We start from the raw sequence: 26966 nt of genomic DNA, 5'->3' as shown, positions 1-26966 counted from the left end.
TTGTCCATGCATTCAGCCGTTTTAACCGCCACGTAACATTTGAAGCCGGTCACATAACCCGTCGATACGGCAGAAAAGTGCATATTTGCAGCCAGCGATGCCTAACGGCTTACGCCCAGGTTTTCCAGGATAGAGGCAACCTTTTCTCGTCTCTGGAGAACCCCTATGCATCAGGATGCGATTACCCTCGGCCTCGACTTTGGCAGCGACTCGGTGCGGGCGCTGGCGGTGGAGTGCCGCAGCGGTCGCGAGCTGGCCAAACACGTGGTGGCCTACCCGCGCTGGCAGGCCGGGCGCTACTGCCGGCCGGCTGATAATCAGTTTCGCCACCATCCGCAGGACTATATCGACGCGCTGGAGCAGGCTATTCGTGACGTTGTCACGCAACTAAGCCCCGCGCAGCGCGCCAGCGTGGTCGGCATCGGCGTGGATTCAACCGGCTCCACCCCTGCCCCGATCGACCGTGAAGGCCGGGTGCTGGCGCTGCGGCCGGAGTTTGCCGACAACCCCAACGCCATGTTTGTGTTATGGAAGGATCACACCGCCATTGAAGAGGCGGAGGCGATTACCCGCCTGTGCCACAGCGGCGAGTTTGCCGACTACTCGCGCTTTATCGGCGGCATTTACTCCTCGGAGTGGTTCTGGGCGAAAATTCTGCACGTCAGCCGCGCCGACGGCGCGGTGCGCGAGGCCGCCGCTTCCTGGGTAGAGCTGTGCGACTGGGTTCCCGCGCTGTTAAGCGGCACCACCGCCCCGGCGATCCTTAAACGCGGCCGCTGCGCCGCCGGGCATAAGTCGCTGTGGCACCCGCTGTGGCAGGGGCTGCCGGAGGCGCGCTTCCTTGAGGCGCTGGACCCACTGCTGACCCGCGATCTCGACTACCCGCTGTTTAACGATACCTGGACCGCCGATCGCCCGGTCGGCCAGCTGACCGCCGAGTGGGCGGAGCGGCTCGGGCTGCCGCAGACGGTAACCCTCTCCGGCGGCGCGTTTGACTGCCATATGGGCGCCGTGGGTGCGGGCGCGAAGCCCTATACGCTGGTTAAGGTGATCGGCACCTCCACCTGCGACATTCTGATCGCCGACGCCGACCGCGTGGGCGAGCGGGCGATTAAGGGCATCTGTGGCCAGGTGGACGGCAGCGTGGTGCCGGGAATGATCGGCATGGAAGCCGGCCAGTCGGCATTTGGCGATATGTACGCCTGGTTCAGCCGCCTGCTGGGCTGGCCGCTGCAGCAGGCCGCGGTGCAGCAGCCCGAACTGCGCACGCAGCTGGAGGCGCTGCAGAAGGGGCTGCTGGAGCAGCTGACCGCCGCCTGGGCCGCCGACCCGCAGCTCGATCACCTGCCGGTGGTGCTGGACTGGTTTAACGGCCGCCGCACGCCGTTTGCCAACCAGCGCCTGAAGGGGGTGATTACCGACCTGAACCTCGGCACCGACGCCCCGACGCTGTTCGGCGGCTTTATCGCCGCCACCGCCTTTGGCGCACGCGCCATTATGGAGTGCTTCGAGCAGCAGGATATTCCGGTGGAGCAGGTGCTGGCGCTCGGCGGCATCGCGCGTAAATCACCGGTGATCATGCAGGTGTGCAGCGACGTGATGAACCGCCCGCTGGATATCGTCGCCTCCGACGAGTGCTGCGCGCTGGGGGCGGCGATTTTTGCCGCCGTCGCCGCCGGCGTCTATGCCGATATCCCCACCGCACAGGCCGCGATGGCCAGCCCGATTGAGCGCACGCTGCAGCCCGACGCCGCGCGCGTGGCCCGTTATCAACAGCTTTATCAACGTTACCTTGAATGGTGTGAACTGGCTGAACCACAGTTTGCCCCGCAACCGTCGTCCGTCAGTTAAGGAGTGGTCTTTATGTCCCAGCATGTATGGTTTGTGATTGGTACCCAACATTTATACGGCGCGGAAACCCTGCGCCAGGTGGAGCAGCACGGTCAGCAGGTGGTCGACGGCCTGAATCAGAGCGGCGCACTGCCCTTCACCCTGCGGCTGAAGCCGCTGGTCAAGAGCCCGGACGAGGCGCTGGCGCTGTGCCGCGACGCCAGCCACGATACCCAGTGCCTGGGCGTGATTACCTGGCTGCACACCTTCTCGCCGGCCAAGATGTGGATCGGCGGGCTGACGGTGCTGACCAAACCTCTGTTGCAGTTGCATACCCAGTTCAACGCGGCGATCCCGTGGGACACCATGGATATGGACTTTATGAACCTGAACCAGACCGCCCACGGCGGCCGCGAGTTCGGTTTTATCGGCGCGCGGATGCGGCTGCCGCATCAGGTGGTGACCGGCCACTGGCAGGATGCCACGACGCAACAGCGCGTGGCGCAGTGGATGCGCGGAGCCGCCGCGCTCCAGGCCAGCCAGCAGCTGAAGGTGGCACGCTTTGGCGACAATATGCGGGAAGTGGCGGTGACCGAAGGTAACAAGGTTTCGGCACAGATCCAGTTTGGCTATTCGGTCAACGGCTGGGGCGTGGGCGATCTGGTTGAGGTGGTTAATCAGGTGTCGGACGGCGACGTCAGCGCGCTGATCGATGAATATGAGAGCCGCTATACCTTCTCCGCCGTGGCGGCTGCGGGCGGCGAGAAGCGCCAGCACGTGCTGGACGCGGCGCGCATTGAGCTGGGGATCAAACGTTTCCTCGACGGTGAAGGCTGCCGCGCTTTTACCACCAATTTCCAGACCCTGCACGGCATGAGCCAGCTGCCGGGGCTGGCGGTACAGCGCCTGATGCAGCAGGGTTACGGCTTTGCCGGTGAAGGTGACTGGAAAACCGCCGCGCTGCTGCACATCTTCAAGGTGATGGCGGGCGACCGGCCGGGTGGTACGTCGTTTATGGAGGATTACACTTATCACTTTGCGCCGGGCAACGATCTGGTGCTCGGCTCACATATGCTGGAGGTGTGCCCGTCGATTGCCCGCGAGGCGAAACCGCTGATTGACGTGCAGCCGCTGGGCATCGGCGGTAAGGCCGATCCGGCGCGTTTGATCTTCTCTGCCCCGGCCGGCCGTGCGGTTAACGCCAGCGTGATTGACCTCGGCGATCGCTTCCGTCTGCTGGTCAACGTGGTGGATGCTATCGATCAGCCGCAGGCGCTGCCGAAGCTGCCGGTGGCCCGTGCGCTGTGGAAGGCACAGCCGTCGCTGGCGACCGCGTCGGAGGCCTGGATCCTCGGCGGCGGCGCGCACCATACGGTGTTCAGCCAGGCGCTGACGGTGGAGGATATGCGCCTGTACGCCGAGCTGCACGGTATTGAGGTGGTGGTAATCGATGAGGAGACCACCCTGCACGGCTTCCGCGATGCGCTGCGCTGGAACGAGGCGTACTACCGGTTGAATCAGCGATAAGCTGCGGCTGGTGATTAACACGAAACCCACCTTGTGTGGGTTTTTTTTATCCCTGTCTCAGATGGGTTACTCTTCAGGCTATGATGTTGCTGTTTAAGGGCATCGCTTAGCGTTAAGCTACTGTTTTGCTTTCTTAAAGGCATCGCTTCATATACTGGTGCCGGGTTCGGCCGCTGGCGACAGAACGCCGGGGCGCCGTTAATTTTTTAAAGCCTAAAACCGGCTTTAAAAAATAATCCATCCATGGAGGCTCGGATGCCGCATCCATGCGGCATACGCCCGGCTAACCTGCTCGCCAGCGCCCTCCCTTGTAAGCTATTGTTTTGCTTTCTTAAAGACGTGGCTTGTTAACGTCAGCAACGGTTAGCTTTGCGACTGGACGTTTTTGCCCGATAATCTCGCCATACTGCATTCAGGTAAGGTAATCCCCCCTGATATCGCACAAGATAAGACCATTAAACGCCACCTGGACACGCTGCCGCAGTCAGCTTTTCCTCGCCCAAATGTTCAGATTTAGGGTCTGGTGGTAGCACAACGTATTTAGCAAGGAGAGTGAATCATCGTGAGTGAAAACAAGGTTATTACCGTTGCCGCAGCGCTTATTACCGATCGCGCGGGACGCTATCTGCTGGTCAGAAAGCGCAACACACCGTACTTTATGCAGCCGGGCGGCAAACCCGAGCCGGGCGAAACGCCGCAGGCGGCGCTGGTGCGTGAGCTGTGGGAGGAGCTGTCGCTGGAGGTGAAACTGGCAGACCTGACGCCGTTAGGCCGCTTTGAAGATCGCGCCGCCAACGAACCGGGCCACAAGCTGATCGCCGATATGTTTGCGATTACCACCGCCCAGACTGATTTCAGCCCGGCTGCCGAAATCGAGGAGGTGATCTGGTTCGATCCCCGCCAGCCCGGCGAAGTGATACTGGCCCCCTTCAGCCGCAGCCAGTTAATGCCCGAGGCGTAAATGCTCTAAATAGCGGATCCTAATACTGCTACACTTTTGCCAGACCATATCTGCTTTCGGGGAACGAACTTGCTGTTGTCATAAAATGGCAAATCTTTTTCAGCAGTCGCCACATCGAACGGCACTGATGGTTTCGGGTAAGGGCCAGCGTCATCCGCGTCCTGGTGGCAGAGATTCAAGACCCTCAAGGCCATACAATGTAAACCCGTTAATCCAGCGTCCGACGGAAGAACGTCCACAGCAGAGCATTCTGGCCACGACACTGACACGTTCGCCCGGTGCAACATCAGCATAGTTGATTTGCCCTTTTGCCTGTTTCCGGGATGCTCGTGTATTCGTATGCTCATATGCTCGTGTGCCTGTATGCGGGATAGGTTGCGGGCGGTGGCAATGGCCAGCTTATTGTCCGGTGCGCGATGATGGTCGCTCGGCATACTGGTTTTTCTGAAGCGCCAGCAGCTCAGCATATTCGCCGTTCAGCGCTTCCAGCACCTGAGGCGGGCCTTCCTCAACGATCCTTCCCGCCTTCATCACCACCACCCGATTAACGTCTCTTACGCTGCCCAATCGGTGGGTGACCATCACCGCCGTTTTTCCCGCCATAATAGTGCCAAACTGGCTGAACAGTTCGGACTCAACGCGCGGGTCCATTGCGCTGGTGGGTTCATCGAGGATCACCAGCGGGCGATCGGCGTAAAACGCTCGTGCCAGCGCCAGCCGCTGCCATTCACCACCCGACAGCTCGGTACCGTCAAACTCTTTGCCGATTTGGCTGTCAATACTTAACCCTTCACGTAAAGTAAATTGCGCCTTTTGACAAGCGACAGAGACTTTTTTAGATGTAATATGTGTGCTTAAATCCCCTATAAAAACATTTTCCTTAATTGTTAAATTATAATGTCCAAAATCCTGGAAAATAGCGCTAATTGTTGAATGCCATTCCTCTATGTCAATTTCATTGATATCTATGCCGCCTATCGTAATTCTGCCTTGATCTGGAATATATAATCTACAGAGTAACTTTATTAAAGTGCTTTTACCTGCACCATTTTCCCCTACAATAGCAATGTGATCGCCTTGCATTATTTTTAAGTTAACGTTATTAATGCTCATTTTATCTTTATGATATGAAAAACTAACGTTCTCGAATTTTATTGTTTTGTTTCCTGGTATTTTTTTGCATGGAAACACTTTAGGCGTGCTGTATTTTTTTTCCAGGATCATTAGCTTTTCGAAAAACGAAAAACAAATTCCAAGATTGCTAAATGAGTATACCATCCATTGGCAAGACAGACCAAAAAGTCCGATAGATTGTATGGTTCCTAGTAATCCACCTGTAGATATATCACCTTTTGATACATATTCAGAAAACCAAAACATCACACCCATGGCAGAAATGAAGTACAGAAAATTCCATTTTTGGGGGCGGGCAACCTGACCTTTCCTAACCTTATCAAGGTCTTTATCAATTAAATAAAAAGACTCGCGGTGTTTATTTATGAAAAAACCGGACAGGTTAAATAATTTAATCTCCTTAGAGTGTCTAACGTCAATGGCTGTTGAAAAATAATACCGAATTAGTCTTGATGTCATGCCTTTTCCAAGCAAAACTTTAAAAATATCCAGTTGAGATTGAGCGACAGATACCGTGACGGGAATTGCAGGTAATAGAAGTGCAAGCGGCAACCACCATGCTACACTAGCTAATACTAAAGACATTGATAAGAGAGTTAATGAACCTCTTAGTATATCAACCAGGTTAACCAATAAGTTTAATGGACGGTGTGAGGCTTCTTTAGATAAAACCTCAAGCTTGTCATGTATTTCATTGCTCTCAATGATTTTTAAATCTTGAATTCGAGATATTGCCAACATAATTTTATGTTGTGTTAATTGTGTTGACTTTTGATTAAGAACACTCTGTACTGTACTTATTACAGGTGCGATAATCCCAGGAAAAATAAAAGTGAATGCCCATATCAGACAAGCTATTAGTAGTTGGCTGTGAGAACCAGTGTTGACAAGATTTCCTAAATGAATACTTGCCATTACACTTACTGTTGGTATCAAACCTTGAATTGTGACCATGGCTATAAATAACATTGATAGCCTGGGGTGAGATATCAACAATAGTCTTAATGAATATTTAAAAATCTGGAATTTTTCTCTGTTTTTCATAACGCCTCCTTTATTTTTATAGGGTTTTCATGATTAGCTATTATTACTTTATCAAAATGATGTGGTTTTTTTATTTTCATTCTAATAATGTCCTTTTTTTCACACTCGAAGAATGCGGAAACTATCTTTGCAAAATATGATTTTTTATTGTATTTTATGATTGCATTTTTCAATTTGTTTTTTTGCAGGGTATTGATGCTATTGGTTGAAAGAAATGTCATGTTTCTGGAGAAAAATGCGTAAGAAAGAATATTATGAGAATTTGCGTGCTTTTCTGTAATCATCTCGCACAAACTATTGTGAGGTAACCAGCTTTTTTTAGATGCATGAAAAATATGACACAAAACATAGATGTTTTTATATTTGCATTTTAAAATAGTTGAAAGTTTATTTTCCATTGTTGTTTCTCTCTGCTCTGGCGTGTCAGTCTCCGTAGTGACCAAATCAATATTCAGGAGTTTTGAAGTTGTACTTTGCAAGTATTTTTCTTTTCTTTTCATTAATTCAATTACTTTTATGCTTTCCTCTTTGTTAATAAATGAAACGTCAATACCATAGATATCCACCTCATTCAAAAAAAAGAGTCTTTGAATGAACCTACAGACCTCATCAGATTTCATCCACCAATAAGCTGTGTTGACATTTCCCATGGTTATATCTTTTCTATATTTTGTCAAATTACCCAGATGTTGAAGCACATCTAACGTAGGACATTCTATTACCACAGAAAACTTACCTTTGTTTTTATTCCTGTTTTCATTTTTGACAATGAAGTTCAAACGATGCACCCAAACCTCTGATGTGCCGTGACTATTTTGCCCTAAGAAATAAACATTTCCTTTATCGATTTTTTCTTTCATTACCCATACCCATTAAAATGTTATTTTTCTGCTCGTCAAGATAACCCTTGTTAAAAACCAAGTTCTTTTTTATATGATTAACTGGCGGTTGAGGGAAAAAATTCATGTATATCTTCCCATCTCCATCTTTAAGGGCGGTGCTATCCTGAAAGGAGTAAAAAATAGGTACGTCATAATTCATCATACTTGATATTTCATATTTCAATATTTTATTGAATGCCTCGCCCTCTCCTTTATATCTTAAATATTTATCAGTTAGCATTGGAATGTTGTGATGATGGTTTTTTGTAAAGGCAGGGTGTAGTATTTTATTTATTACCAATAAATAGTAAGAGGTGGTTCTAATTAAACATCTGGATTTAATTTTAAACTCCGTTAACAGTGAAAGCACTTCTCTTCTGTTCAAAGTAAGTAGCCTGTAACCCTTTTCGAATCCTTCGATTACTTCCTTTATGTAAGAACAAGGATTGGTCGCAACCCCATCCAAATGAGGGTAGTTTTTGGTTTTTTTTATGTGTGAGTTTTCATATTTAATTTTTATTCTTTCAGTTTTATCATCAACTGCGTATGGATAACAGTAAGAATTAAATATGTTTGTTACGGCAGTTATCGCAGATGTATGGCCTAAACCATTAGCAATTGCATCTTCGCTTTGGATTAAACCTGTGTGATATATTGATCTCTTAAAGTTTTTTTTGTACGCATAATATTGGAATATAGTTTCCGAATCAATCATGTAGGCTTTTTCTCTATTAATTATAAAATTATCAAAATGGCAGTCATTAATATTTAGTAAATCAGCGAAAGATAGTATGATGCCATAGTTGAAATATGCCTCATTAAACATGCTTGTTTTTTCAATGGGATCATTTCTAATGAATTCTTGCCAGAGATGATCTTTCATATCTAAGGTTTCTGGGCATATTTTATTTGTTTTTATTAAGTGGCAAACTTCATTAATATAATTTTCACTGCCACTTCTTCTTGGTTTATAGATTAATTTAGACTCATCAAGTTCTATAAGTACAGGTTGCTTGCCATTTTCATGACGATCCCCACCAAGTAATGATATTTTTTTTATTTTACTTCTTACTTTAACATTTAGCCTTGTTTCAATATTCGCCCTGTCAGATTCAAAAAAGGAAAGGCACTCTCTTATATTTGCAAGTGACATTTTGCATATTTTTTCAGCCAGGCATTCAATAAATTCATCTTTTCCCAATATCTCTTTCCTCCATTCCCCACATGCATTTTTGAAATAGTTTTTATATCTATCATCATTATTATTACCCGGTGAGTTTCTTAACCACGCATCGAAATCCAACACAAAGTTCGGTAAAAAAATATTATCCATCACCTCGGCTATATTCTCTAAAACATCACTAAAATCTACTTTGTAGTGATTGAAAAATGAAAGCAAATCATTAATTTCAAGATTAAATCTTACAAGGTGTTTATGATATAAAAAAGCGCGATACTTTTCTATCACAGTGAATGTGGCCATGTTGCCTCCTTTTTTTAAGGGTGGTACGATAGTACCACCCGATGATTTTTAGCAGAAGAAGTTGTCATCAATGCTTTCTAAAGCATTACACACGACATCCTCTGCGTTTATGCTCTTGGAATTCCATCCATGATCGCAGGTTCCACTAGCACAATCTTTTCCGCTGTTAGCCATATACCCACGAATTTCCTGAATCCTGGATTCTCTGACTTCGATGATTCTTTCCATAATACTATCTCCTTAATTAATTATTGATACTGCCATCAGTATCAATTCTATCTTCTTATTAATCCCGTCAGATTGAAATGGTATTAATGTCCATATTTTGTAGTCAGGTGTCATGAAGAACTTTTATTCTAATTTACCCTTGCGTGTTATTGCTTTATTTAAACTTTAAGCAAATACAATCAATTGCATTTTATCTGTAGTAATTGAATTATTTTTAATGTGAATTTTTTTATTGATGTAGCTTTTTGACTAAAATATTTTTTAAAAGTTACTGATAAAATTCAAGCACGGGTTGTTAACTTTGGCACTTAGTGAATAAATTATTAGCACCTCTGTTAAAAGCACTATTCAATTTTAGAGGTCTTCCGGCATGCTGATAACTGTTCTCTTCTCTGATCTTCTCCCAATATCGGTGCCGGATTCGATTATTTAGTGGCGGTGAAGGACGTGGCTTTCTGCTCCGGTGCCGGGTTCGGCCGCTGGCGACAGAACGCCGGGACGCCGTTAGTTTTTTAAAGCCCAAAAACCGGGCTTTACAAAACAATCCATCCGTGGAGGCTCGGATGCCGCATCCGTGCGGCATACGCCCGGCTAACCTGCTCGCCAGCGGCCTTCCTTTCTGGCTGTAGCGTTGCTGTGTTAAGGACAGCGCTTTGAGTCGGAGTAGATCAATTGCAAGCTGTGATTTTGCTATCTGAAAGGCTTGGAAAGATTTGAGACAGCGACACTTATGATTACAGGCAATAGGGGTAATCCGGGTTAGCGGACCGTCGGGTACAGCTACCGTCTTGAACGTCAACCCACTGCACCATAATTTTCATCGTAGCAGCGTTGATGTTTCAGCACCCCGAAGCACTGATGAACCAGCTTTCGCATCACCGCTCCGAGCGCCGACATCTTACATTTGCCCCCTGCCTGCAGCCGTTCGTAGAGGGCCTTCATTGGCTTGTTATACTTCACCGCAACCAGTGCGCCGATAAACAGTTTTGCCCGCAGGTGTGCGGGGCCGTTTTTCGACAGCCGGGCGCGATAGTGTACCGAGGTGCCTGAACGCTTCTCCTTAGGTACAAGACCAAACCAGGCTGCGGCCTGTTGGGCACTCTCAAAGTCGTGGCTTTTCAGGGCGACCAGCATGTTCGGACCGATCTGACGCCCCACGCCTTTGATGGACGTGAGCAGATCCAGGTCACGCTTAAGGCCGGGATACCTGTTGATATGTTCATCAATGAGTTTTTCCACCGCGTTAAGTTCGCCGTACAACACGGCTATCATCTTACGAACGGAGGTTTCAACCAGAGGAGAAGGTCGCGTTGACAGGATTTTTTCCAGCCGGTTGTCTTCCCGCATCGCATCCTTAAGCAGAGCATCCCGCCTGCTCAGTAGCGCCTTCAGCTCACTGATTTCTTTAGGAGGTGCCTTCCACGCTTCGGGCTTTCTCAGCTCACCGTAGCAGGCAAGAACAAACGCATCCACCCGGTCCGTTTTCGTCAGGATCCCCATGCCGTTAGCAAAGTTCCTCACGCGGGCCGGATTAGCGATAACCACTCTGACGCCCTGGTCGTAAAGGCCAAAGGCCAGATGCTCGTGATAGGTGCCCGTGGGTTCCAGAACGACCTGCAGGTCGGCCACGTTCACTTTCCTGGCCACAACCCATTCAAGAACGGCCGCTGCAACCCGGGGACCATTGCTCAGTACTTTCGTTTTCTTCCTGCCGTCGGGACCATCGGGCAGCAGGCAGAGGTCGATTTTACTTTTTCCAACGTCAATACCTAACTGGATCATCATGCGTCTCCTTTCACATATAACCATCACGCCCATTATCCTTGTGCATGCGGAGTCAGTGCTCCCGGCAACCGTTCAAAGTCTATGCTGGCGTGAAAGGCGAAACAGGGGATTTAGGCTGTACGACAAGGTCATAACCTTATGGATGTATCAAATTCACCCTGTTTCAGATGGTGGTAGCTAACCACCACCCACTACAAGATTCAAGATACAAGGATGTGCCCGACCGAGCGCAGGGACGGTGTAGCGGGTCCGCGTTCCGGATTACCCCGATAAGCCAGGCACCCGATCCCAAAGCGACCAGGCCCCAAAGCCAAAAAAGGGGAACGATCCTTAAATCGCCCCCCTTTCCCATGCCAGCAACGAAAGAACTACCCCGCCGCCCCCGAATTAAGCCGCTTCACCGGCGCATTCTGCTGCCTGTCCCACATCACCGACAACACCCGCTGCAGCGCAATAAAGGCAAACAACAGCACGCCAATCGCAATCTTGGTCCACCACGAACTCAGCGTGCCGTCAAAATTGATCCACGTCTGAATCAACCCCTGAATCAGCACGCCAAACAGCGTCCCCAGCACCGTACCCACCCCGCCGGACAACAGCGTCCCGCCAATCACCACTGACGCAATCGCATCCAGCTCCACCCCCATCCCCGCCAGCGCATACCCCGCCGACGTATAAATCGAAAACACAATCCCGGCCAGCGTCGCCAGCGCCGAAGACAGCATATAAATACGCACCGTGGTACTGCGGGTGGAAATCCCCATCAGCTGCGCCGACGTCGCATTACCGCCGATGGCATACACCTGATTACCAAAGCGGGTGCGGTGCGCCACTAAAATACCAAACACCACCACCGCCAGCATAATCACCGCCAGCAGACTGAGCCGCCCGCCGCCTGGGATCTTCCACGCCATCGACGACAGCGTGCCGTACAGCGGATGGTCGATCGGCAGCGAAGATTCAGCCACCAGATAACTGCAGCCGCGCAGAAAGAACATCCCTGCGAGGGTAATAATAAACGCCGGGATCTTCAGCGCGTCGATCAGCCAGCCCATAAAGGCACCAAACGCCGACCCCATCCCCATCACCAACGCAAATGCCAGCCACGGGTTCAGGTTATAGTCGCCAATCGCCCGGGCCAGAAACACCCCGGTAAAGGCGATCACCGCCCCCACCGACAGATCGATACCACCGGAGAGGATCACAAAGGTCATCCCGACCGCGATAATGCCGAGAAAAGCGTTATCGGTCAGGATATTGGCGATCACCCGCGTGGAAGCGAAGCCGGGAAACTGGCTCAGACAGAACAGATAGCCCGCCACAAACACCAGCAGGGTAATCATTAAGGGTAAATGACGTTTAATCACGGCGTGGCCCTCGCTTAAACAGTTGAATAAATCGTGGCGACTGCAGCAGCAGTACCGCCATTACCACCACCGCTTTCACCACCTGATTCAGCTCCGGCGGGAAGCCCGACAGCAGAATACCGGTGTTCATCGCCTGAATAATCAGCGCGCCGATCAGCGACAGAAACAGGTTAAAGCGCCCGCCCATCAGCGACGCGCCGCCGATCACCACCGCCAGAATGGCGTCCAGCTCCAGCCACAGCCCGGCGTTGTTAGCGTCCGCGCCGCGGATATCCGCCGCGACGATTAAGCCTGCCACCGCCGCACACAGCCCGCTCAGGAGATAGGTGCTCATCACCACCAGCCAGCCGTTAACGCCGGCGTTGCGCGCCGCGCGCAGGTTAATGCCCACCGCCTCGATAAACAGCCCCAGCGCGGTTTTTCGCGCCAGCAGCCACACCAGCAGCGCCAGCCCGAGGGTTATCCACAGCGGCACCGGCAGCCACAGCAGCGTGCCGCTGCCCAGCTGCGCCAGCGCGTCGTTGTTAAAGGTGACGATCTGCCCTTCGGTAATCAGCTGCGCCACGCCGCGCCCGGCCACCATCAGGATCAGGGTGGCGACGAACGGCTGGATTTTCAGCAGCGCCACCAGCACGCCGTTCCACAGCCCGCACAGCAGGCCGCTGCCGAGGGTAACCAGAATGATCACCGGCAGGCTGTGGCCGGCCACGGTCAGCGTGGCGGCGGTGGCCCCGGCGATGGCCATCACCGCGCCCACCGACAGGTCGATGCCGCCGGTGGCGATCACCAGCGTCATGCCGATGGCAAGGATCGCCACCGGCGCGGCGCGGTTAAGGATGTCAATCGGGCTGCCAAACAGCCGCCCGTCCTGCAGGTGGATAGCAAAGAAGTTGTTTGCCACCAGGCTGTCGATAATCAGCACCAGCAACAGCGCGGCGATCTGCGGCAGCCCCGGCGGTAGTTTACGTTTGCGCATCGGCGTTTTCCCCGGCACCAGGTCTGTTTCAAGCATGCTGCTCCCCTCCTGCGGCGATGGCGTTAACAATTGCCGCCACCGACAGCTGTTCCAGCGGGATTTCCGCCACCTGCTGGCGATCGCGCAGGATCACCACCCGATCGGCGTAACCGACCAGCTCTTCCAGCTCGGAGGAGATCACCAGCAACGCCAGCCCGTCGGCACACAGAGTTTCGATCAGGCGGATAATTTCGGCGTGGGCACCGACGTCGATGCCGCGCGTCGGTTCATCAAGGATCAGAAACTGCGGTTTGGTCACCAGCCAGCGCGACAGCAGCACCTTCTGCTGGTTGCCGCCGGAGAGCAGCTGCACCGGCTGTTCGGCGTCCGGCGTGCGGATGCCGAGGCTCTTAATAAAGCGGTCGGCGATCTGCTGCTGTTCGGCGCGCGGCAGCGGCCGCAGCCAGCCGCGCTGCGCCTGCAGCGCCAGGATAATGTTTTCGCGCACCGAGGCGGCACCGATAATGCCGTCGGTTTTGCGATCTTCCGGGCAGAACCCCATGCCGAGGCGCGACGCCTGGCCCGGCGAACGCAGCGTGCGCGGCTGGCCTTTAATCAGCGCCGTGCCGCTGTCCGCGCGGCGGATGCCGAACATCAGTTCGGCGGTTTCTGTGCGGCCGGAGCCGAGCAGCCCGGCCAGCCCCACCGCTTCCCCCGGCCTTACGCTCAGGCTGAACGGGGCCAGCGTGCCCTTTTTACCAAAGTCTTTAAACTCCACCACCGGCCGTTCGCTTTTCAGGGTGCTGCCGGCCCGCTGCAGCGCGGTTTCCATCAGCTCGCGCCCGAGCATCAGCTTGATCAGCTCGACGCGCGGCAGCGTGGCGGTGTCGCGGGTGGCGATAAACTGGCCGTTGCGCAGCACGGTAATGCGATCGGTAATGCGATAAACCTGGTCGAGGAAGTGGGTGACGAAAATCAGCCCCATCCCGCGATCGCGCAGCTGTTTCATCAGCGTGAACAGCATTTCGACCTCTTCCGCGTCGAGGCTGGCGGTGGGTTCATCGAGGATCAGCACTTTGGCCGACAGGTCCACCGCGCGGCAGATGGCGATAATCTGCTGCATCGCCACCGAGAAGTGCCCGAGCGGACGGGTGACGTCCAGTTCGAAACCATACTCCTGCAGCAGCGCGGCGGCGCGACGGTTGAGGGTTTTACGGTCGATCAGACCGAAGCGTTTCGGCTCGCGGCCGATAAACAGGTTATCCGCCACCGACATGTTCGGCAGCAGGTTCACTTCCTGGTATACGGTGCCAATGCCCAGCTGCTGGGCCTCGGCGGTGCTGCGCGGGTCGATCGGCTGCTGCTGCAGCGCGAGGGTGCCGGCGTCACGGCTGTATACGCCGGTCAGCACCTTAATGATGGTCGATTTACCCGCGCCATTTTCGCCGAGCAGCGCCATAATCTCGCCCGCACGCAGCGAGAACGAGACGTTGTCCAGCGCTTTCACGCCGGGGAAGGTTTTGCTGACGCCGCGAATATCCAGCAGCGTCGGTGCCGAGTTCTCGATGGTCATACGCCTGCCTCAATACGAGAAAAGCCGCCCGGCATCGGGCGGCAGGGTGTCTCAGTAACCCATACCCTTTTTGCTGTCCAGTTCGGTCTGCGCGTCGGCAGGCAGGAACAGTTTGGTTTCGGTTTTAATAATTTTCGGCGGCGCGGTGCCGTCTTTTTTCAGTTTTTCCAGCGCGTCAAACGCCGGACCGGCCATATTTGGCGTCAGCTCAACGTTGGCATTCGCCTCACCGGCCAGCATCGCTTTATAGATATCCGGCACGCCGTCGATCGATCCGGTGAGAATATCTTTGCCCGGCTTGAGGCCGGCCTCTTTGATCGCCTGAATGGCACCAATCGCCATATCGTCGTTGTGCGCGTAAACCATGCAGATGTTTTTGCCGTTGTTCTCCGCCTTGATAAAGCTTTCCATCACCTCTTTACCCTTGCTGCGGGTAAAGTCCCCGGACTGGGAACGGATCACCTTGATATTTGGCGTGTTGGCAATCGCTTCCGCAAAACCTTTCTTACGGTCAATCGCTACGCTGGCGCCGACGGTGCCCTGCAGTTCGACCACGTTACAGGGTTTGCCGGCCTGCTCTTTTACCAGCCAGTCGCCGATCAGCTTGCCTTCCAGCACGTTATCCGCGGTGACCACCGCCTGATACAGCGATTTGTCCTTCACCACGATGGCGCGGTCCAGCAGGAACACCGGGGTTTTGGCGTCTTTCGCTTCTTCCAGCACCGGTTCCCAGCCGGTTTGCACCACCGGCGCAATAAAGATGGCGTCCACGCCCTGAGCGATAAAGGAGCGTACCGCCTTGATCTGGTTCTCCTGTTTCTGCTGACCATCCGCAATCTTCAGGGTGATGCCCCGTTTCTGTGCTTCACTTTTTGCCACGCTGGTTTCTGCCGCGCGCCAGCCCGATTCGGAGCCAACCTGCGAGAAACCCACGGTCAGATTTTCAGCCATTGCCGGTACAGACAAGCTGGCACCAATTAAGGTGGATAAGAGTAAACGCTTCCACATGATCATTGTTCCTCTGATGGGATGATATCGTTCATGATTAACAGCCCTGTTAGCCTGGACTATTTAACGAATAACATTTTGGACAATGCTCACAAAATCCTGAAAAACAAATGAGTTACGCCAACTCACCTCATTGGCCGCCGCCGGGTCATATGGAATAAACTCCTGGATGAGGAAAAAATAAGGTTAAATAATCGTAATAAACATAAGCGTTTGCGTAACGAACATTTGGTAGCGATTACAGCACCGCGTGAAGATCTGTCATTGCTTAGCGGACCATTACCGGCGCGGGCAAAAGCCAACTTTGTGAACTGCAACACACTTTGACCAGCAGGCGCGCGGCGCTCAACGCGCCGATTCGCTCAGGAAACGGCGCTTTATGAAAATTTTTAACAATTTTACACTTGCCGGTCTGGACTCCGTCCGACGGCCACATATACTTGAACATTCTCATTTTTATTTCCAACCGCCACTATGACCTTTCTTGATTATCTGATGAAATTCCGCAAAGTGAGTTCAGCGGAGAGCCTGGAGAAACTGTTCGATCATCTCCACTATTCGCTAAACGATGACCGCGACATTATCCTGATGTACCGCGCCGCCGATCACCGCCGCGCCGAGCTGGCCTCCGGTGGCCGCCTGTACGATCCGGGCCGCGTGCCGAAAACGGTCTGGCATTACGTCGTGTAACCACTTTTCCACCTGTTCCGGTAGCGCGACGACGGGTAAAACCTCTCTGGTTCTGATGATCTGCCTGCGTTTATTCCGTATAATTATCCGCTTTGCAAAACGGCAGGCAGAGCACGCCTGCGGCACTTTGCGGCTTCACTTAAGGACACCCCGTGGCTACTGACTCTAAAACGCGTATTGGCGGCTGGCTGCTGGCCCCGCTGGCCTGGCTGATCCTGACGCTGCTGACCAGCGGGCTGGTGATGACCATGTACCTGAGCGCGCTGCTCGACCCTGCTCTGCGCAACGTGCTGTTCAGCCAGGCCGGAGGCGCGTTCATTCCGTGGGCGGCCTCGCTGCTGACCTCGGCGCTGATGCTGGTCTACAGCGGCTGGCTTACCTGGCTGTTCTGTCAGCGTTCACAGCGGGTACCGCGCCATTACATTATCTGGCTGCTGCTGACGGTGCTGCTGGCGCTGAAGTCGTTCGCTTTTTCGTCTGTGACCGACGGTGCGGCCACGCGCACGCTGCTGATCGCCCTGCTGGCGGCCAGCGTGCTGGCCCCCTATTTTCGACGCTCTCAGCGGGTAAAAGCGACGTTTACCGAGCGCTGATGCTGAAAAAAACGTCAAGAATTTAATCCTGAGTGCGCTATGGATCCCCCCGTGTCAGCGGGGAGTTGTGACCTGCGCCACATTATCAGATAATATGCACCGCCCTGTGCGTGCAGGGCTGACGGTTTTACTCTCTTTATCAGGCATAACTATGACCGATTACCTGCTTCTTTTTATTGGCACAGTGCTGGTGAATAACTTCGTTCTGGTGAAGTTTCTCGGCCTCTGTCCCTTTATGGGTGTTTCCAAAAAACTGGAAACTGCGATCGGCATGGGGCTGGCCACCACCTTTGTTATCACCCTGGCGTCGATCTGCGCCTGGCTGGTGAACCACCTGATCCTGCTGCCGCTCGACCTCGTCTACCTGCGCACCATGGCCTATATCCTGGTGATCGCCGTGGTGGTGCAGTTCACCGAAATGGTGGTGCGTAAAACCAGTCCGGACCTATACCGCCTGCTGGGCATCTTCCTGCCGCTGATCACCACCAACTGCGCGGTGCTCGGCGTGCCGCTGCTTAGCGTTAACCTTAACCACAGTTTCCTGCAGGCCGCCCTGTACGGCTTCAGCGCCTCGATCGGCTTCTCGCTGGTGATGGTGCTGTTTGCCGGCATCCGTGAACGGCTGGTGCTGGCCGACGTGCCTGCGCCGTTTAAGGGCTCGTCGATCGCGCTGGTGACCGCCGGCCTGATGGCGCTGGCCTTTATGGGCTTCACCGGACTGGTGAAGTTCTGATGAGTGCGATTTGGATTGCTGTTGTCGTACTGAGCGCCCTGAGCCTGGTGTTTGGCGGCCTGCTGGGCTACGCCTCGCGCCGCTTTAAGGTGGAACAAGACCCGATCGTTGAACAGATTGACGCCATCCTGCCGCAAAGCCAGTGCGGGCAGTGCGGCTATCCGGGCTGCAAGCCGTATGCGGATGCGGTCGGCAACAACGGTGAGATGATTAACAAGTGTGCCCCCGGCGGCGAGCAGACCATGCTCAAGCTGGCGGCGCTGCTTAACGTCGATCCGCAGCCGCTGGGCGACGAGCAGGCGAAAGAGCCGGAGCGCAAGGTGGCGTGGATCGACGAGGCCAACTGCATCGGCTGTACCAAGTGCATTCAGGCCTGCCCGGTGGACGCCATCGTCGGTGCCACCCGCGCGATGCACACCGTGCTGAGCGACGTCTGCACCGGCTGCGATCTCTGCGTTGCCCCCTGCCCGACCGACTGCATCGAGATGCGCCCGGTTGCGGCCACCACAGCTAACTGGAAATGGGATCTGCACGCTATCCCTGTCCGGGTTATTCCAGTAGAAAGCCATGTTTAATCTGTTCAAATTATTTAAGAAAGATCGTCTGTGGGACTTCGACGGCGGCATTCATCCGCCGGAGATGAAGACCCAGTCCAACGGCACGCCGCTGCGCCAGCTGCCGCTGCCCGCGCAGTTTATTCTGCCGCTGAAACAGCATATTGGAAACGAAGGCGAGATCGCCGTGTGCCCCGGCGATAAGGTGCTGCGCGGCCAGCCGCTGACCTTTGGCAACGGCCGCATGCTGCCGATCCACGCCCCCTCTTCGGGGACGGTAACGAAAATCGCACCGCATATGACCGCGCACCCGTCGGCGCTGGCGGAGATGTGCATTTTTATCACTCCCGACGGTGAAGACCGCTGGGCTGAAAAACGCCCGATTGCCGACTACCGCCAGGCGGAGCGCAGCGAGCTGGTGGCCTGCATTCATCAGTCCGGCGTTGCCGGGCTGGGCGGGGCAGGCTTCCCGACCGGCACCAAGCTGCGCGGCGGCCTGCGCGGCGTGAATACCCTGATTATCAACGCCGCCGAGTGCGAACCCTACATCACCGCCGATGACCGTCTGATGCAGGACTGCGCCGACGAGGTGCTGGAAGGCAGCCGCATCCTGGCGCATATCCTGCAGGCGGAGCGGGTGCTGATCGGTATTGAAGATAATAAGCCGGAGGCGATCGCCGCGCTGCGCCGGGCGCTGGGCGACGCGGCCGACCTGCAGATTCGGGTGATCCCGACCAAATACCCGTCCGGCGGCGCTAAGCAGCTGACAAAGATCCTCACCGGTCAGGAAGTGCCGCACGGCGGGCGCTCGACCGATATTGGCGTGCTGATGCAGAACGTCGGCACCGCGTTTGCGGTGAAGCGCGCGGTGGTCGACGGCGAAGCGCTGACCGAGCGCGTTGTGACGCTTACCGGCGAGGCGGTGCAGCGCCCGGCTAACGTCTGGGCGCGCCTCGGCACCCCGGTCAGCCATCTGCTGCAGCAGGCCGGTTTTATCCCCGGCAACGAGCAGATGGTGGTGATGGGCGGACCGCTGATGGGCTTTACCCTGCCGGCGCTGCACGTGCCGGTGGTGAAGATCACCAACTGTATTCTGGCTCCTTCCGCCAGCGAGATGGGCCACAGCGAGCCGGAAAAAGGCTGCATCCGCTGCAGCGCCTGCGCCGACGCCTGCCCGGCGGGGCTGCTGCCGCAGCAGCTCTACTGGTACAGCCGCGGTGGCGATCACGATAAGGCCCGCGAGTACAATATCGCCGACTGCATCGAGTGCGGTGCCTGCGCCTACGTTTGCCCGAGTAATATTCCGCTGGTGCAGTACTACCGTCAGGAGAAGGCCGAGATTCATGCGATCGATCTGGAATCCGAACGCAATACGCTGGCAAAAGCCCGCTTCGAAGCCCGTCAGCTGCGTCTGGAACGCGAAAAGCTGGCGCGGGACGCAAAGCACCAGCAGGCCAAACGCAGCGCCGCCGAGCGCTCACCGGCTGAACTGAACGCTGCGCTGGCGCGGGTGAAGGCGAAACAGACCGACGCCGATGCGCCGCAGGTTACCGCTACAGCAGAACAGGAGAGCGCCGCAAGGTCAGCACAGCGCGAGGCGCGTCTGGCCGAAGCCCGCGTGCGTCAGGCCGAGCAACAGGCGGCCAGCGTACCGGTCAGCAATCAGATCGAGGATCCGCGTAAAGCCGCGGTGGCTGCCGCGCTGGCGCGTGCTAAGGCGAAGAAGGCAGCGGCAGCTGAGGGCCCGGTACCTACCACAGATGCAGCAGCTGAAGCGGCTGTCACGGCTGCCGGGCCTGCTGCGCCGGCGGCAGCGGCAGAGAGCGATCCACGTAAGGTTGCTGTTGCAGCAGCAATTGCCCGCGCCAAAGCGAAAAAAGCCGCTCAGGCCGCTGAGAGCGCTGAACCAGTGGACGAAACAGCCACTGAAACGGCTGTTTCCGCTGCCGAACCTGCTGCTCCGGCAGAAGAAGCCGATCCGCGCAAAGCGGCGGTAGCAGCAGCAATCGCCCGCGCCAAAGCGAAGAAAGCCGCTCAGGCCGCTGAGACAGAAGCAGACGCAGCTGCTGAATCCCCTGCTCCGGCAGAAGAAGCCGATCCGCGCAAAGCGGCGGTAGCAGCAGCAATCGCCCGCGCCAAAGCGAAGAAAGCCGCTCAGGCCGCTGAAAGCGCTGAGACAGAAGCAGACGCAGCTGCTGAATCTCCTGCCCCGGCAGAAGAAGCCGATCCGCGCAAAGCGGCGGTAGCTGCCGCGATTGCCCGTGCCAAAGCGAAAAAAGCGGCGCTGGCGGCTGAAAGCGCTGAGCCAAAAGCAGCGCCTGAAACGGCTGCCCCGGCTGACGAACCTGCTGCACCGGTGGCAGAAACCGATCCCCGCAAAGCGGCCGTAGCTGCCGCAATCGCCCGTGCTAAAGCGAAGAAGGCGGCGCTGGCCGCTGATAACGCGGCAGCGTCGGCAGAAGCAGCGCAGGCTGCCGCCGCCGTGGTGGCCGAGGCACCTGAATCTGAAACTGAACACCCTGCGCCCGTCGACGCCGATGCGGCGCGTAAAGCTGCGGTGGCCGCCGCAATAGCGCGCGTGAAAGCGCGCAGGATGCAGCAGTCTGAGACGCAAGAGGATTAAATGGCTTTTCGAATTGCTAGTTCACCCTATACCCACAACCGCCGCAGTACCGGCACGATAATGATGCTGGTGCTGCTGGCCGCGGTGCCGGGAATAGCGGCACAGTGGTGGTACTTTGGCTGGGGAAATCTGATTCAGGTGGCGATCGCCGCCGCCGCCGGCATCGGCGCCGAAGCGGCCATTCTGCGCCTGCGCAAGCTGCCGCTGGTGCCGGTGCTCAAGGATAACTCGGCGCTGCTCACCGCCCTGCTGCTGGGGATCAGCATTCCGTCGCTGGCCCCGTGGTGGATGGCGGTGATCGGTACGCTGTTCGCGGTAGTGATCTCCAAGCAGCTGTACGGCGGCCTCGGGCAGAACCCGTTTAACCCGGCAATGGTTGGCTACGTGGTGCTGCTGATCTCCTTCCCGGTGCAGATGACCAGCTGGCTGCCGCCGGACGCGCTGCAGGGGATAACCCCGACCTTTGCCGATACGCTGAGTATGATCTTCCGTTTCCATACGCTGGACGGACACACCATGCAGCAGCTGCAGATCGGCATTGACGGCATCAGCCAGGCCACGCCGTTAGATAATTTCAAAACCGGGCTGCGCGCGGGCCACTCCGCTGAACAGCTGCTGGCGCAGCCGATTTACGGCGGCGTGCTGGCCGGCCTTGGCTGGCAGTGGATCAACGTCGGCTTCCTGCTGGGCGGGCTGTTCCTGCTGTGGAACAACAGCATCCGCTGGCATATCCCGGTGAGTTTTATTGCCTCGCTGGCGCTGTTTGCCACCCTCGGCTGGCTGTTTTCACCGGAAAGCCTGGTGTCGCCGATGGTGCATCTGTTCTCCGGGGCGACCATGCTCGGCGCGTTCTTTATCGCTACCGATCCGGTGACCGCCTCCACCACCAATAAGGGGCGGCTGGTGTACGGCGTGCTGATCGGCCTGCTGGTGTGGCTGATCCGCAGCTTCGGCGGCTATCCGGACGGCGTGGCGTTTGCCGTACTGCTGGCTAATATCACCGTACCGCTGATCGACTATTACACCCAGCCGCGCGTTTACGGCCACCGGAAGGAGAAGTAAATGCTGGATGCGATTCGTAAAAACGGCGTAACGCTGGCGGTGTTTGCCGCCATTACCACCGGCATGACCGCCGTGGTGAATACGGTGACCAAACCGACCATCGCCCACCAGACGGCCTTACAGCAGAAGGTGCTGCTGGACCAGGTGGTGCCGCCGGAGCTGTACAATAACGCCATTCAGAAAGAGTGTTACGTGGTGAGCAATCCGGCGCTGGGCAACGCGGCCCCGCACCACCTTTACGTGGCGCGTAAGGACGATAAGCCGGTGGCGGTGGCGATTGAAACCATCGCGCCGGACGGCTATTCCGGGGCGATTATGATGATCGTCGGCGCTAACTTTAGCGGCACCGTCTACGGCACCCGGGTGGTGGAACACCATGAGACGCCGGGGCTGGGCGATAAAATCGAGCTGCGTATCTCCGACTGGATCAACAGCTTTAACGGCCGGCAGCTGAAAGGCGCGGATGACGCCACCTTCGCGGTGAAGAAAGACGGCGGCACCTTCGATCAGTTTACCGGGGCCACCATCACCCCGCGCGCGGTTGTGAATGCGGTAAAACGCACCACGCTGTATATTGAAACCTTACCGGGGCAGCTGGCATCGCTGCCCGCCTGTGGAGAATCCAATGAGTGAAGCGAAAACCCTGCTAATCGGCGGGCTGTGGAAGAATAACTCGGCGCTGGTGCAGCTGCTCGGGCTGTGCCCGCTGCTGGCGGTGACGTCGACCGCCACTAACGCTCTCGGCCTCGGCCTGGCGACCACCCTGGTACTGACCCTGACCAACAGCGGCATCTCGATGTCGCGCCGCTGGGTGCCCGCTGAAATTCGTATTCCGATCTACGTGATGATTATCGCTGCGGTGGTGAGCTGCGTGCAGATGCTGATTAACGCGTACGCCTACGGTCTGTATCAGTCGCTGGGGATCTTTATCCCGCTGATCGTTACCAACTGTATCGTGGTGGGCCGCGCTGAGGCGGTCGCTTCGAAGAGCAGCATTCCCCTCTCGGCGCTGGACGGCGCGGCGATTGGCCTGGGTGCCACCAGCGTGATGGTGGTTCTGGGTTCAATCCGCGAAATAATCGGCAACGGCACGGTGTTTAACGGTGCCGATCAGCTGCTTGGCCCGTGGGCGCGGGTGCTGCGCATTGAGGTAGTGCACTTCGACTCACCGATGCTACTGGCAATGCTGCCCCCGGGGGCGTTTATCGGCCTCGGCATGCTGCTGGCCGCCAAATACCTGATCGACAATAAAATGAAGCAGCGGGCGGCGCTGAAGGCGGAGCGCGAGGCCCGCGCGCTGCCGGATGGCAAGCCGGAGGCGCTGTGAATAAAGAGAAACGCGAACAGATCCTGGTACGGTTACGCGACGATAACCCGCACCCGACCACCGAGCTGGCGTTCACCACGCCGTTCGAACTGCTGATCTCGGTGCTGCTGTCGGCGCAGGCCACCGACGTCAGCGTGAATAAAGCGACGGCGAAGCTCTACCCGGTGGCCAACACGCCGGCGGCGATCCTCGCGCTCGGCGTGGACGGCGTAAAGGAGTACATCAAAACCATCGGGCTGTTTAACGGCAAGGCTGAGAACATGATTAAGACCTGCCGCATGCTGCTGGAGCTGCACGGCGGCGAGGTGCCGGAGAACCGCGAAGCGCTGGAAGCGCTGCCGGGCGTTGGTCGTAAGACCGCTAACGTGGTGCTGAACACCGCCTTTGGCTGGCCGACGATTGCGGTGGATACGCATATTTTCCGCGTCTGTAACCGCACCCGCTTTGCGCCGGGAAAAAATGTCGACGAGGTGGAGCAGAAGCTGCTGAAGGTGGTACCGGCAGCCTTTAAGGTCGACTGCCATCACTGGCTGATCCTGCACGGCCGCTACACCTGCGTGGCGCGTAAGCCGCGCTGCGGTGCCTGCCTGATTGAGGACCTGTGCGAGTTTCCGGAGAAGGTGGAGATCGGCGCGTAACCTGGCGGTCGTCTGCTCTGCTGGCTTACTGGCTTACAGTCCTGCAGCGCATATCCTCGTTAACAGAGCTTGCCGCTTTTAACGAAAAAAAACGGGCAGGGTTAATCCCCCTGCCCGTTTTTTATTGTGCCGCCGCAGCGGTCAGTGACTTACAGCGATTTAGCCAGGCGTTCTACCGCGGTGACCAGGTCAGCGTCGGAAACCGTTGAGTAGGAGAGACGCAGGGTGCGTTTATCCGGGGCGTCGTTGTAGAAGGCCTCGCCCGGTACGTAGACCACGCCGTTGGCCAGCGTTTTGCTTAGCCAGGCGGTGGTGTCGAATTCGTAACGGAAGCGCGCCCACAGGAACATGCCGCCTTTTGGCTGGCTGAACTCAATGTGGTCGCCCAGTTTCTCGCGCAGCGCGTTAGCCAGAATCTCCCCTTTTTTGTGGTAGAACTCGCGCATCAGCGCGATCTGCTGCGGCAGGCGGTTCAGCGCCAGGTACTGCGCGGTGACGATCTGCGTCATCGAGTTGCTGTGCAGATCGGTAGCCTGCTTGACGATAATCGCCTTGCCCGCCAGCCACTCCGGCATCACCAGCCAGCCGATACGCAGGCCCGGGGCGAGGATCTTGGAGAGCGTAGAGGTGTAGATCACCTGGTCCGCGCAGCCCAGCTCCTTCGCGTGCTGGTAGAGGGTTTTCCAGCGGGTTTCGGTGAAGTTAATTTCGCCGTACGGGTCATCTTCAATAATGATAAAGCCGTGCTCTTTGGCCAGCGCCACTACGCGGGCGCGGCGCTCTTCGCTCAGGGTTTTGCCGCCCGGGTTGCCGAAGGTAGGCACCAGATAGACCATCTTCACCTTAGTGGTGGTCAGCAGGTCGGCCAGCTGTTCAACCAGCATGCCGTCATCGTCGGTATCAACGCTCTGAATATTGGCCTGCGCCAGCTGAAACACCTGCAGCGCGGCGAGATAGGTTGGGCGCTCCACCACTACCACATCACCCGGATCCAGCAGGGTACGCGCCACGATATCCAGCGACTGCTGCGAGCCGGAGGTAATGTAGATCTCTTCGGCCGGGCAGTTTACGCCGCGCAGGCGGCACAGCTCGCTGACCGACTGGCGCAGCGGCGAATAGCCCTCGCTGAGCCCGTACTGGAAGGCATCGTTAAAATTGCCGCTCATCACCTGGCTGACCGCCAGCTCCAGCCCTTCACGGTCAAACAGTTCCGGTGCCGGAATGCCGCCGCCCAGCGAGATCACGCCCGGCAGTTTGCTGTGTTTGAGGAGTTCACGTACGGCGGAAGGTTTCAGTTCGCTGGCGCGGGTTGCAAGTTGCTGATCGTGCATTTTATTATTGTGCCTGTATCCGGTAAAAATGGGTTTATTCACTCTATTCACAACCCCAGCCCGTGGCAAGCGATGTTAATCGCACGGTGACAAAAAAAGGCATTACTTTGCATAATGTGCGGGTTACGCCGCAGGCTGGCTGACCAGCGCGATAAAGCGATCGCGCAGCGCATCCGGCCGCAGCGGGTTCCACACCAGACCGGTGTCCCAGCGGGTGAAGGGGCCATGCAGCGGCAACATCACCACTTCCGCTGAGGCAACGGTGAGCGCACTTAGCGGCAGGATAGCCACGCCGTTGTCGCCGGCCACCAGCGCCAGCAGCGTCTGTATATCCCGCGCGTACTGCTGCACCTGCGGCTGCAGCTGATGCAGCGCCAGAAAACGGGCGATCTGCTGATTCAGGCCCGGAGCCCGTTCCTGATGCAGCGCCAGCAGCGGCAGGCGCTCAAGTACCTGATAGTCCGGCCCGGCAGCCAACGCCGTCGCCACCGCCTCACGCTGCGGCCGTGCAACGGCCAGCGCCAGCGTCTCGCAGCGTAGCGACATACCGCTCAGCGGCGGCTCCACCGGCAGGCGCATAAATCCCAGCTGCAGCGATCCGTTCAGCAGCGCAATGGCCTGCTCGGCTGAGGACATATCCTCAAGGCTTACGCTAACCTGCGGATAGTGCTGGCGAAACGCCGCTACCCGGCGCGGCGCATCGGCAATGCCGGATATTCCAAAACCGATCGCCAGCTGACCGGCCTTGCCGCTGGCGACCTCTGCCGCCAGCTGCTGCAGTTCCGCCCCCTCTTTTACCAGCTTCTGCGCTTTTTCCAGCAGCTGCTGCCCCGCAGCGGTCAGCGTTGCGCCGTGGCGACCACGGGTAAACAGGGTCACACCCCATAACAGCTCCAGCGCCTGGATGCGTTTGGTTAGCGCGGGCTGGGTCAGGCACAGCTGCTCAGCGGCGCTGCGGTAGCTGCCGGTACCGGCAAGGGTGATAAAGGCCTGTAACTGTCGGGTATCCATTCTGTTCCGTTATCAAACGCAGACAATTATTCATTATATTAACCGGTGCGCGTTAATTACAATCCCCTTCATCGCGTTAATAAGGGGATAGTTATGAGTCAGCATTTTGTATTTCTCAGTAAAGATACCACGCTGGTTCCGCAGTCGTTAAATGATGCCGATGCCGGTGAAATTATCCGTTCACTGTTGCTACAACAGTTCAGCCTGTCGCCGTTAAGGTTGCAGGCAGACAACAGCAGAGAGGCGCTGGAAAAGTACTATTCATTGAAATTTAAGCATAATTAACAGTTATTTATACAGCAACCCCCCTACACATCCCGTAAGATGCGCGGAGGCACGGGGTTAATTTTATTCACACAGCAGGCGTGACGTTTTTTCTGTGAGCATAAATATCTACTGCGAAAACCAATTCGCCAGGTGGCAAGTTAAATTAATTTTTTAAAAAATACCATGCCGTTTAAATTTTTCATTTTTCCTTAAAGCAAAGCTAAATGGCTGTTGAAAATAGTAGATCAATTTGAGTAACGGCCAGCCCCTTCTCGGGCGGTCAACACAAGTGTAGCGATTGTAGAATCAGCTCTTTAGACTGAGTGACCATAAATAGCCTCGTTAAGTGTTGTGTCTCGCT

At 55.7% G+C, this 26966-nt stretch carries 24 protein-coding genes and 2 pseudogenes; 13 read left to right on the top strand and 13 right to left on the bottom strand.

Annotated elements, in window-relative coordinates:
* The first annotated feature begins 165 nt into the window (after window positions 1-165).
* From GKQ23_RS11575 to GKQ23_RS11565, 3 genes are all read left to right on the top strand, one after another.
* Complete coding sequence (locus GKQ23_RS11575) at window positions 166-1851, top strand: ribulokinase (protein ID WP_212411195.1); 1686 nt, start codon at window positions 166-168, stop codon at window positions 1849-1851.
* A gap of 12 nt (window positions 1852-1863) precedes the next feature.
* The gene (gene araA, locus GKQ23_RS11570; protein WP_212411193.1) at window positions 1864-3357 is read left to right on the top strand and encodes an L-arabinose isomerase; all 1494 of its coding nucleotides are present in this window, start codon (window positions 1864-1866) and stop codon (window positions 3355-3357) included.
* Between the two features lie 562 nt (window positions 3358-3919).
* A complete protein-coding gene (locus GKQ23_RS11565; RefSeq protein WP_212411184.1) occupies window positions 3920-4318 on the top strand; it encodes an NUDIX domain-containing protein in 399 nt (132 codons plus the stop codon).
* Between the two features lie 28 nt (window positions 4319-4346).
* Here GKQ23_RS11565 and GKQ23_RS24180 read toward each other — a convergent pair.
* The 11 genes and pseudogenes from GKQ23_RS24180 to ytfQ form a co-directional block, all read right to left on the bottom strand.
* Window positions 4347-4460: pseudogene (locus tag GKQ23_RS24180) on the bottom strand (IS630 family transposase); the annotation flags it as partial.
* A gap of 11 nt (window positions 4461-4471) precedes the next feature.
* A pseudogene (locus tag GKQ23_RS11560) lies at window positions 4472-4614 on the bottom strand (helix-turn-helix domain-containing protein); the annotation flags it as partial.
* Between the two features lie 103 nt (window positions 4615-4717).
* On the bottom strand, window positions 4718-6496 hold the full coding sequence (locus tag GKQ23_RS11555; protein WP_212411182.1) for an ABC transporter ATP-binding protein: 1779 nt from the start codon (window positions 6494-6496) through the stop codon (window positions 4718-4720).
* Window positions 6493-7356, bottom strand: coding sequence for a hypothetical protein (locus tag GKQ23_RS11550; protein WP_212411174.1), 864 nt, complete (start codon window positions 7354-7356; stop codon window positions 6493-6495). The genes GKQ23_RS11555 and GKQ23_RS11550 overlap by 4 nt, the downstream gene beginning before the upstream one ends.
* Window positions 7337-8860 carry a type 2 lanthipeptide synthetase LanM gene (locus GKQ23_RS11545; RefSeq protein ID WP_212411172.1) on the bottom strand — a complete coding sequence of 508 codons (1524 nt, stop codon included), beginning with the start codon at window positions 8858-8860 and terminating at the stop codon, window positions 7337-7339. The genes GKQ23_RS11550 and GKQ23_RS11545 overlap by 20 nt, the downstream gene beginning before the upstream one ends.
* Window positions 8861-8908: 48 nt before the next feature.
* Window positions 8909-9088, bottom strand: coding sequence for a hypothetical protein (locus GKQ23_RS11540; protein WP_212411170.1), 180 nt, complete (start codon window positions 9086-9088; stop codon window positions 8909-8911).
* Window positions 9089-9883: 795 nt separating this feature from the next.
* Entirely contained in the window at window positions 9884-10870 is a 987-nt protein-coding gene (locus GKQ23_RS11535; RefSeq protein ID WP_212411678.1) for an IS110 family transposase, read from the bottom strand.
* 371 nt (window positions 10871-11241) lie between these two features.
* A complete protein-coding gene (yjfF, locus tag GKQ23_RS11530) occupies window positions 11242-12240 on the bottom strand; it encodes a galactofuranose ABC transporter, permease protein YjfF (protein WP_056241579.1) in 999 nt (332 codons plus the stop codon).
* Window positions 12233-13252 carry a galactofuranose ABC transporter, ATP-binding protein YtfT gene (gene ytfT / locus GKQ23_RS11525; RefSeq protein ID WP_212411168.1) on the bottom strand — a complete coding sequence of 340 codons (1020 nt, stop codon included), beginning with the start codon at window positions 13250-13252 and terminating at the stop codon, window positions 12233-12235. The genes yjfF and ytfT overlap by 8 nt, the downstream gene beginning before the upstream one ends.
* On the bottom strand, window positions 13245-14768 hold the full coding sequence (gene ytfR / locus GKQ23_RS11520) for a galactofuranose ABC transporter, ATP-binding protein YtfR (protein WP_212411166.1): 1524 nt from the start codon (window positions 14766-14768) through the stop codon (window positions 13245-13247). Before ytfR ends, ytfT begins: the two co-directional genes overlap by 8 nt.
* Window positions 14769-14819: 51 nt before the next feature.
* Window positions 14820-15776, bottom strand: a complete 957-nt coding sequence (gene ytfQ / locus GKQ23_RS11515) for a galactofuranose ABC transporter, galactofuranose-binding protein YtfQ (RefSeq protein WP_212411164.1) — start codon at window positions 15774-15776, stop codon at window positions 14820-14822.
* Between the two features lie 474 nt (window positions 15777-16250).
* Between ytfQ and ydgT the strand changes: the two genes are divergently transcribed.
* The 9 genes from ydgT (at window position 16251) to nth (ending at window position 23996) form a co-directional block, all read left to right on the top strand.
* On the top strand, window positions 16251-16466 hold the full coding sequence (gene ydgT, locus GKQ23_RS11510; protein ID WP_101506449.1) for a transcription modulator YdgT: 216 nt from the start codon (window positions 16251-16253) through the stop codon (window positions 16464-16466).
* 152 nt (window positions 16467-16618) lie between these two features.
* On the top strand, window positions 16619-17059 hold the full coding sequence (locus GKQ23_RS11505; protein ID WP_101506450.1) for a DUF2569 domain-containing protein: 441 nt from the start codon (window positions 16619-16621) through the stop codon (window positions 17057-17059).
* 151 nt (window positions 17060-17210) lie between these two features.
* Window positions 17211-17792, top strand: coding sequence for an electron transport complex subunit RsxA (rsxA, locus tag GKQ23_RS11500; protein WP_056241594.1), 582 nt, complete (start codon window positions 17211-17213; stop codon window positions 17790-17792).
* Window positions 17792-18367, top strand: a complete 576-nt coding sequence (gene rsxB, locus GKQ23_RS11495; RefSeq protein WP_212411162.1) for an electron transport complex subunit RsxB — start codon at window positions 17792-17794, stop codon at window positions 18365-18367. The genes rsxA and rsxB overlap by 1 nt, the downstream gene beginning before the upstream one ends.
* Window positions 18360-20969: an electron transport complex subunit RsxC gene (gene rsxC, locus GKQ23_RS11490; protein WP_212411160.1), complete on the top strand. Its 2610-nt coding sequence runs from the start codon at window positions 18360-18362 to the stop codon at window positions 20967-20969. The genes rsxB and rsxC overlap by 8 nt, the downstream gene beginning before the upstream one ends.
* Window positions 20970-22031 (top strand): electron transport complex subunit RsxD, encoded by a 1062-nt coding sequence (gene rsxD / locus GKQ23_RS11485; RefSeq protein ID WP_212411158.1) that lies wholly within the window; start codon window positions 20970-20972, stop codon window positions 22029-22031. It abuts the gene before it with no gap.
* On the top strand, window positions 22032-22664 hold the full coding sequence (rsxG, locus tag GKQ23_RS11480; protein ID WP_212411156.1) for an electron transport complex subunit RsxG: 633 nt from the start codon (window positions 22032-22034) through the stop codon (window positions 22662-22664). It begins immediately after the preceding gene.
* Window positions 22657-23358 (top strand): electron transport complex subunit E, encoded by a 702-nt coding sequence (locus GKQ23_RS11475; RefSeq protein ID WP_056241608.1) that lies wholly within the window; start codon window positions 22657-22659, stop codon window positions 23356-23358. The genes rsxG and GKQ23_RS11475 overlap by 8 nt, the downstream gene beginning before the upstream one ends.
* A complete protein-coding gene (gene nth / locus GKQ23_RS11470; RefSeq protein ID WP_212411155.1) occupies window positions 23355-23996 on the top strand; it encodes an endonuclease III in 642 nt (213 codons plus the stop codon). Before GKQ23_RS11475 ends, nth begins: the two co-directional genes overlap by 4 nt.
* Window positions 23997-24145: 149 nt before the next feature.
* On the opposite strand, the gene GKQ23_RS11465 is transcribed toward nth, so the two are convergent.
* The gene (locus GKQ23_RS11465; protein WP_212411153.1) at window positions 24146-25327 is read right to left on the bottom strand and encodes a PLP-dependent aminotransferase family protein; all 1182 of its coding nucleotides are present in this window, start codon (window positions 25325-25327) and stop codon (window positions 24146-24148) included.
* A gap of 123 nt (window positions 25328-25450) precedes the next feature.
* Window positions 25451-26338 carry a LysR family transcriptional regulator gene (locus GKQ23_RS11460; RefSeq protein WP_212411151.1) on the bottom strand — a complete coding sequence of 296 codons (888 nt, stop codon included), beginning with the start codon at window positions 26336-26338 and terminating at the stop codon, window positions 25451-25453.
* Window positions 26339-26431: 93 nt separating this feature from the next.
* On the opposite strand from GKQ23_RS11460, the gene GKQ23_RS11455 reads away from it, so the two are divergent.
* Window positions 26432-26623 carry a hypothetical protein gene (locus GKQ23_RS11455; RefSeq protein ID WP_212411149.1) on the top strand — a complete coding sequence of 64 codons (192 nt, stop codon included), beginning with the start codon at window positions 26432-26434 and terminating at the stop codon, window positions 26621-26623.
* Window positions 26624-26966 lie beyond the last annotated feature (343 nt).

Origin of the sequence: Erwinia sp. E602 (assembly GCF_018141005.1) — a bacterium.
In the GTDB taxonomy this organism is placed as follows: Bacteria; Pseudomonadota; Gammaproteobacteria; order Enterobacterales; family Enterobacteriaceae; genus Erwinia.
The sequence above is the reverse complement of the archived record's forward strand: the minus strand, read 5'-3'. Positions and strand labels throughout refer to the sequence as shown.